Genomic DNA, 7,213 nt, shown 5'->3' on the forward strand with positions numbered 1-7,213 from the left:
AGGAGCACGCTCGTGAGTTACCCACCGCCGCCTGGCTCCGGCCAGAACCCGAACAACCCTTACGCGCAGCAGCCGCCGCAGCAGCCCCCGCAGGGCGGTCAGCCGGGATACGGCTACCCGCAACAGCAGCCCCCGCAGGGCCAGCCCGGTTACGGCTACCCGCAGCAGGGCGCGCCCTACGGGCAGCCCCAGCCCGGTGGCGTCCCCGGCCAGCCCGGCTACGGCTACCCGCAGCAGCCGGCTGGGACGGTCCAGGCCAACAACGGCTACATAAACATCAATTACCTCGGCCCGGTCCAACTGGCCACGATGGGCCAGCGGTTCCTGGCCCGGCTCATCGACGGTCTGATCCTGGGCACCATCATGAGCATCGTCATGTTCGCGGGCCTCGGCAGCGTGCTGGGCATCAGCAGCTCCGTCGAGGACTGCGGCACCTACACAGACCCCGGCTACAGCGAGTGCGTCCAGGACGCCCAGGAAGCGGGCATGGGCGCGCTCGGCGTCATGATGATGATGATGCTGGCCCTCGCTATCGCCATGCTGCTCTACGAGTGGCTGATGATCGCCTTCAAGGGCGCGACATTCGGCAAGATGGCCATGGGGCTGCGCGTGGTGAAGGAGGCCGACGGCCAACTCCCGGGCGCCGGCGGCGGGTTCATCCGCTACATCATGCCGGTGGCGGGTGCCGTCCTCTGTTACATCGGCGCGGTGCTCGTCTTCCTGTCGCCGTTCTTCGACAACAGCGGGAAGCTGCAGGGCTGGCACGACCGCGCGGCCGGCACCGTCGTCATCAAGAAGTAGCGGAGAGGCGGCGAGAGCCGCACCACAACCCGCATACCAGTACGCCACGAAGGCCGCGCCGCGAGAGAATCGGGCGCGGTCTTCGTACGTATCACAGGGCACGCCTCCCCCGAACTGAAGGGACACCGCCATGAGTTATCCACCGCCGGGCCCCGGCAACAATCCGTACGCCAACAACCCCTACGCGCAACAGCCGCCGCAGCAGCAGTCGCCGTACGGCTACCCGCAGCAGCCCCCGCAGGGCGGCCAGCCCGCCTACGGCTACCCGCAGGCCCCGCCGCCCGCCCCGATGGGGATGGGTGCCATGCCGGGCGCCATGCCCGGAGTGATGCCCAGCAACGTCAACGGCCTCCGCGTGATGCTGTTCATCGCGGGAGGCCTCCAGTCGCTCGTCTCCATCGGTGCCATGATCGCCATGGCCGCGTTGACCAAACACATGGACAACGTGACAGCCGCGGCGGACCTCAAGTACAGCGCCGGGGTCCTCTATTTCGTCTCCGCCTTCTTCCTCGCGCACGCCATCACCGGCATCGTGCTGGGCACTTCGGTGGCCAAGGGAGGCAACGGCGTGCGGATCGGCGGCATCGTGTGGGCGTCCTTCCTCATTCTCTTCGGCCTGCCCTTCATCCCCCTCGGGATGTTGTGGGTGGCCATCGGCATCACCTGCATCGTTCTGTTCGCCCAGTCGGGCGCCTGGTTCAACCGCCCGCGCTACTGAGGGAGTCGGCCGGCTGCGCTCAACAGAAGCGGTGCCTGGTGAAAGCTGTGCCTAGTGAAAGAAGTGCCGGGTGCCCGTCAGGTACATCGTGACGCCCGCCGCCTTCGCCGCCTCGGTCACGGCCTCGTCGCGGACCGAACCGCCGGGCTGTACCACCGCCTTGACGCCGGCCTCCGTCAGCACTTCCAGCCCGTCCGGGAACGGGAAGAAGGCGTCGGAGGCGGCGTACGAACCGCGTGACCGCTCCTCGCCCGCGCGCTGGACCGCGAGCTTGGCGGAGTCGACACGGTTGACCTGGCCCATTCCGACGCCGACGGTCGCGCCGTCCTTGGCGAGCAGGATCGCGTTGGACTTCACCGCGCGGCAGGAGCGCCAGGCGAAGGCCAGCTCGGCCAGCTCGGCCTCCGGCAGCGGTTCGCCGGTCGCCAGCCGCCAGTTGGCGGGGTCGTCGCCCGCCGCCTGGAGCCGGTCCTTGACCTGGAGCAGCGCGCCGCCCTCGAGGGGCCGGAACTCCACGGACGCGGACGGCTCGGCGGCGCAGCGCAGCACCCGGATGTTCTTCTTGCGGGAGAGCACCTCGACGGCGCCCTCCTCGTAGCCGGGCGCGACGACGACCTCGGTGAAGATCTCCGCGACCTGCTCGGCCATCGCGACCGACACCGGGCGGTTGACGGCGATCACGCCGCCGAACGCGGAGAGCGGATCGCAGGCGTGCGCCTTGCGGTGGGCCTCGGCGACGTCCGAACCGACGGCGATGCCACAGGGGTTGGCGTGCTTGATGATCGCGACACAGGGCTGCCCGGGGTGTTCGTAGGCGGCGCGCCGGGCGGCCTCGGTGTCGACGTAGTTGTTGTACGACATCTCCTTGCCGTGCAGTTGCTCGGCGCCCGGGAGACCGGTGCCGCTGCCGTCTGTGTAGAGGGCGGCCGGCTGGTGCGGGTTCTCTCCGTAGCGCAGCACGCTGCTACGGGTGAAGGCCGAGCCGGCGAAGTCCGGCAGACCGCTCAGGGCGGGGTCGGCGTCGGCTGTGTCTGCTGCGTATCCGTCGGCGAACCAGGTGGCCACCGCCACGTCGTAGGCCGCGGTGTGCTGGAACGCCTCCGCGGCCAGCCGCTTGCGCTCCTCGAGGCCGAAGCCTCCCCCGGCCGCCGCCGTCAGCACGTCCCCGTAGCGTTCCGGGTTGACCACGACGGCCACCGAGGGGTGGTTCTTGGCGGCGGCGCGGACCATCGACGGACCGCCGATGTCGATCTGTTCCACGCACTCGTCGGGTGCGGCGCCGGAGGCGACGGTCTCCCGGAACGGGTAGAGGTTCACGATCACCAGCTCGAACGGTTCCACCTCCAGTTCGGCCAGCTGTTCGCGGTGGGCGGCGAGCCGCTGGTCGGCGAGGATGCCCGCGTGTACGCGCGGGTGCAGGGTCTTGACCCTCCCGTCCAGACACTCGGGGAAGCCGGTCAGCTCCTCGACCGCGGTGACCGGCACACCGGCCGCCGCGATCCGCTTCGCGGTCGAACCGGTCGAGACCAGCTGGACGCCCGCCGCGTGCAGACCGCGGGCCAGCTCGTCCAGGCCCGACTTGTCGTAGACGCTGACCAGCGCCCGGCGGATCGGCCGCTTCGCGCCCGCGGCGTTCACGTCGCCCGTGCCGGTGCCCGTGCCGCCGGTCTCCGTGCCGCCCTCACTCATGCCACCCTCACCCATCTGTCAGCCGTACCTTTCGTCCTTCGATGCGATAGCCGTCGCGGGAGAGTCGCCCCACGACATCGACGAGCAGCCGTCGCTCGACTTCCTTGATCCGCTCATGCAGTGCGGCGCCCCCGTCGGCGTCGTCCTCGTCCAGGACCTCGACCACGCCCTGCGCGATGATCGGTCCCGTGTCGACACCGTCGTCGACGAAGTGGACGGTGCACCCGGTCACCTTGGCGCCGTAGGCGAGCGCGTCGCGCACGCCGTGGGCGCCGGGAAAGCTGGGCAGCAGAGCGGGGTGCGTGTTGAGCACCCGTCCGCCGAAGCGGGCCAGGAACTCCTTGCCCACGATCTTCATGAAGCCCGCGGAGACGACGAGGTCCGGCTCGTAGGCCGCGGTCGCCGCCGTCAGGGCGTGGTCCCACTGCTCGCGCGTGGCGTGCTCCCGCACCCGGCACACGTACGTCGGAATCCCGGCGCGCTCGGCGCGTTCCAGTCCCGCGATCCCGTCGCGGTCCGCGCCGACGGCCACGATCCGGGCGCCGTACGCGTCGGGCCCCCACTTCTCGACGGCGTCGAGCAGCGCCTGCAGATTCGTACCGGAACCGGAGACGAGAACGACGAGACGAGCGGGACGGCTCGGGCTCTGGTGCGCGGCCACGACGAGTGCTCTCTCTCAAGGGAACCCCCCGGCGCGGGCAGGACGGGCGGGCCGGACGGGCCGCACAGGGGGAGAAGCGGTTTGTGTGGTCGTACGAACCATGGAACGGCGAATTCCGGGGAACTCTACGAAGCGTCCGACCGTCGGCAACGATACCGGCACTCGACGCGGCCCCCACGGGACGGGGGCGAATGGGGGCGGTAGCGTCAGGGAGGGACGGAACCCGTACGCGCACGGGCGCAGGCCCGGCGATTCCATGGACACAGCGATTCCATGGACGACAGGGAGACATGGACGACAAGGGGAAGACACTCACCACATGACCGACCGAAGCCGCCGCCGCGCGGCCCCATCCGACACCGCCTCCCGCGAGGACAACCCCTTCGCGGCACCGCCGGAGGGCCGGCCCGACCAGCCCTGGCAGCCACGCCGCGGGGCGAACTCCGAGCACGGCACCGGAACGGGGACGGAGAAGGGGGCGGGCCCGTCGGACGGCTCCGAGGACTCGGACGGCTCGGAGCGGTCCGGCTCCGACGGCAAGCCCAGCTGGGGCAGCCAGTGGAGCAGCCGCCAGCCGGGCAGGCAGAGCGGCGGCTTCGGCAACGGACCCGGGAACGGCAACGGCAACGGCGGGAACGGGAACGAGAACGGCCCCACCGGCGGCGGCCCCGGCAAAGCGGGCCGCGGCATGCGCTGGGACCCGACCGACCCGTTGCAGCGGCACGCCCGCTACTCCCTGCACAGCGGTATCTGGGCCCTCTTCTTCGCCCTGTTCAGTCTCCCCCAGGTCGCGCTCCTGCTGGGCGCGCTGTCCCTCTACTGGGGCATCAACTCACTGCGCGGCGGCCCGTCCGGGCCCCGTGCCGAACCGGCGCGCAAGCGCGGCGGTTCCGCCGGCGGGGCCACCGCGGAGGACATCGCGGGCAGCGACCGTACGGTCGACGCCGAGGCACCCAAGGCGGCTGCCCCGCGAGCTCCGGCGATCCCGGTCGGCGTCACACCCGCCCAGGCCGCCAAGTCCCGTACGACGGCCGCGGTCAGCGGGCTGATCACAGCGGCGCTCGCCCTCGCCGTGGTCGCGGCGACCTTCACCTTCCAGATGATCTACAGCGACTACTACTCCTGCACGCAGGACGCCCTCACCACGTCATCCCGCGCGGACTGCAAGGAGCTGCTGCCCAGCCAGCTCCGCCCGCTCCTCGAGAACCGCTGACACCTGCCGCACGGCGGCCGCACGGGGGCGGCCGGTTCAGTCGCGGCGGGGCTCGAAGTCCGGCATCAGTCCGCCCGACGCGGTCTTCAACGCCGTCCAGCGCGCCTGCCGAGCGGCCGTCGCATGCCAGTCGTCGTCAGGTCCACGCTCCCGCAGCCGCCACGCCCGCAGGGCGAGCGCACCGGGCGCCCCGGCCGCCGCCGTCCACACCAGCGCCGCCAGCCCCGTCAGCCACCAGTCCGGGCCGAAGAACGCCATCGACCGCGTGCCCAGCGCCCCGCTCGCGCAGGATGCGAGCAGCGCCACCGCCACACCACAGCCGCACGCGACCAGACCCGTCCCGTACACGGTGCTCCACCGCCCCGCCGCGCCCTGCCGGCAGCCCGGTACGGGGACCGCGGCGCGCGCCACGTACCAGCTGACCGTAGCCGCGGCCGCGAGTGGCACCGCGCACGCCGCCAGCACCCCCACCAGCCCTGCCCAGGACCAGCCGGAGTCCTCGGAGGGCAGCGCGGCCAGCAGCGGGAAGGGCGGCAGCCGGGAGTCGCCGTCGGTGGTCAGCGGCGCCACCACACTGCCCGCCCCCAGCGTGAAGCCGGGGCCCAGGCCGTACGCCGCTGCCCAGACGGCGGCGTTCGGCAGCAGCGCGATGGCCAGCAGCCCCACCGCCCACTGCCCCGACCAGTCGCCGGTGAGCTGGGGGAAACTGGCCCGCACCGCGTCCAGATGCCAGAGCACGGAGCCGAGAGTGAGCAGGAAGCCGCCACCGCACAGAACTGCCGTCGCGATCGCGGCCGTGCGCAGCGGTCGCAGCCGGCGGGATAGCGCGAGCGCCTCCCGCACTTGCGGCGGCAAGGGGAGCAGCGGCGGGTCCGGGGCGTTCCCCGTGTCCGCGCCGGACTCCTTGGGTTCGGTACCCTCTCTGCCCGCCCAGGCGGCGACCGCCGCCACACACACGACGAAGAGCGGCAGCCGCACCGCGGCACTCGGTACGTCCGCGGGGAAGGGGCCGCCCGCGACGAAGAGCACAGTGGTGGCACCGGTCAGCAGATAGCCGACCGCCACCCAGCCGGCCGGTGCCGGCCCGCCGGGCACTCCGTCCGGCTGCCCCGCCGTCCTCTCCATGAGGGCCTGCAGACACGAGCGGTAGAGCAGCCAGCCGGGCAGGGCCGCCAGCAGCAGCGGAGTCAGGGCGACCGGGGCGGGCATGCCGGAGTGGGTCTCGGTGCGCAGGAGGGTGCTTCCGTGAGCGAGCAGCCAGAGGTCGGCGGCGACGTGCAGGGCACCGTCGGCACCGCTGTCCGGGTAGGGGGAGATGATCCACAGGAGCAGGACGAGGACGGCGAGCGCCCCGAGGCCCAGCCCCGCGGCGAGCACCCCCCCGAACAGCCACGTGATCGCCGTCGGCCGCGCGCGCGAAGTGCTGCGCCGGTACGGGGACAACGTCGGGCTGCGCTGCGTCACTTGGCTCACGGCAACATGCTGTCAACAACACACCTATTGTCTTGGTAACAGCAGATTGTCGTTGTGTCGCCCACTATGTCCGCATGCACCTTGTCACACAAGAAGCACAGCGGCGGTGCGCGTGAGCCCGCAGCGAGCCGCAGTCGACCCCACGGCCCGGCCCCCGGCCCGGCCCGAAACCCAGCCCCCGGCCAACACCCCGACCCCATCCCCGGGCCGGCCCGCTCCCGACCGCACACCCGAATCCGCAGCCGACGCCTTCGAGCTGCTCCACGTCCGGCACGCCGGCTCCCTCACCCGGCAGGCGTTCCTGCTCTGCGGTCACCGTGCCGTCGCGCGGAGCGCGGTCGCGCACGCGTTCCGCCGCGCGTGGGAGGACTGGCCGACGGTCGCCGTCGACGGCGACCCGGCGGGATGGCTGCGGGCCGCCACCTATCAGTACGCGCTCGCACCCTGGCGCGACTCCCGCCTCCGCCGCCGACGGCACGCGCGGGCCATGCTCGGCGTTCCGCCGCGCGACCGCGCGCTCTGCGAGGCGCTGCTGAGCCTGCCTCGCTCCTACCGTGCCGCGCTCCTGCTGCGCGACGGCGCCGGACTGAGCCTGGCCCGTACCGCCGCCGAAACGGAGGCCAGTACGCGCGCCACCGCGGAACGGCTGCGGCACGCG

The 7,213-nt window shown here is 72.2% G+C and carries 6 protein-coding genes and 1 pseudogene; 4 read left to right on the top strand and 3 right to left on the bottom strand.

Features of this window, described 5'->3' with window-relative positions:
• Positions 1–12 precede the first annotated feature (12 nt).
• Positions 13–801: an RDD family protein gene (locus tag ACRDP3_RS15885; protein ID WP_431517605.1), complete on the top strand. Its 789-nt coding sequence runs from the start codon at positions 13–15 to the stop codon at positions 799–801.
• Between the two features lie 130 nt (positions 802–931).
• On the top strand, positions 932–1,519 hold the full coding sequence (locus tag ACRDP3_RS15890) for a hypothetical protein (RefSeq protein ID WP_431517601.1): 588 nt from the start codon (positions 932–934) through the stop codon (positions 1,517–1,519).
• A gap of 51 nt (positions 1,520–1,570) precedes the next feature.
• Here the strand turns inward: ACRDP3_RS15890 and purH are convergent, their stop codons facing one another.
• Positions 1,571–3,157 carry a bifunctional phosphoribosylaminoimidazolecarboxamide formyltransferase/IMP cyclohydrolase gene (purH, locus tag ACRDP3_RS15895; RefSeq protein WP_431517606.1) on the bottom strand — a complete coding sequence of 529 codons (1,587 nt, stop codon included), beginning with the start codon at positions 3,155–3,157 and terminating at the stop codon, positions 1,571–1,573.
• A 58-nt stretch (positions 3,158–3,215) separates the two neighbouring features.
• Positions 3,216–3,869, bottom strand: a complete 654-nt coding sequence (purN, locus tag ACRDP3_RS15900; protein WP_431517602.1) for a phosphoribosylglycinamide formyltransferase — start codon at positions 3,867–3,869, stop codon at positions 3,216–3,218.
• Between the two features lie 319 nt (positions 3,870–4,188).
• Between purN and ACRDP3_RS15905 the strand changes: the two genes are divergently transcribed.
• On the top strand, positions 4,189–5,082 hold the full coding sequence (locus tag ACRDP3_RS15905) for a hypothetical protein (RefSeq protein WP_431517603.1): 894 nt from the start codon (positions 4,189–4,191) through the stop codon (positions 5,080–5,082).
• 36 nt (positions 5,083–5,118) lie between these two features.
• Here the strand turns inward: ACRDP3_RS15905 and ACRDP3_RS15910 are convergent, their stop codons facing one another.
• The gene (locus tag ACRDP3_RS15910) at positions 5,119–6,555 is read right to left on the bottom strand and encodes a cell division protein PerM (RefSeq protein WP_431517604.1); all 1,437 of its coding nucleotides are present in this window, start codon (positions 6,553–6,555) and stop codon (positions 5,119–5,121) included.
• A gap of 112 nt (positions 6,556–6,667) precedes the next feature.
• On the opposite strand from ACRDP3_RS15910, the pseudogene ACRDP3_RS15915 reads away from it, so the two are divergent.
• A pseudogene (locus ACRDP3_RS15915) lies at positions 6,668–7,213 on the top strand (RNA polymerase sigma factor); the annotation flags it as partial.

This window comes from Streptomyces sp., from assembly GCF_050698815.1.
Classification (GTDB): Bacteria; Actinomycetota; Actinomycetes; order Streptomycetales; family Streptomycetaceae; genus Streptomyces.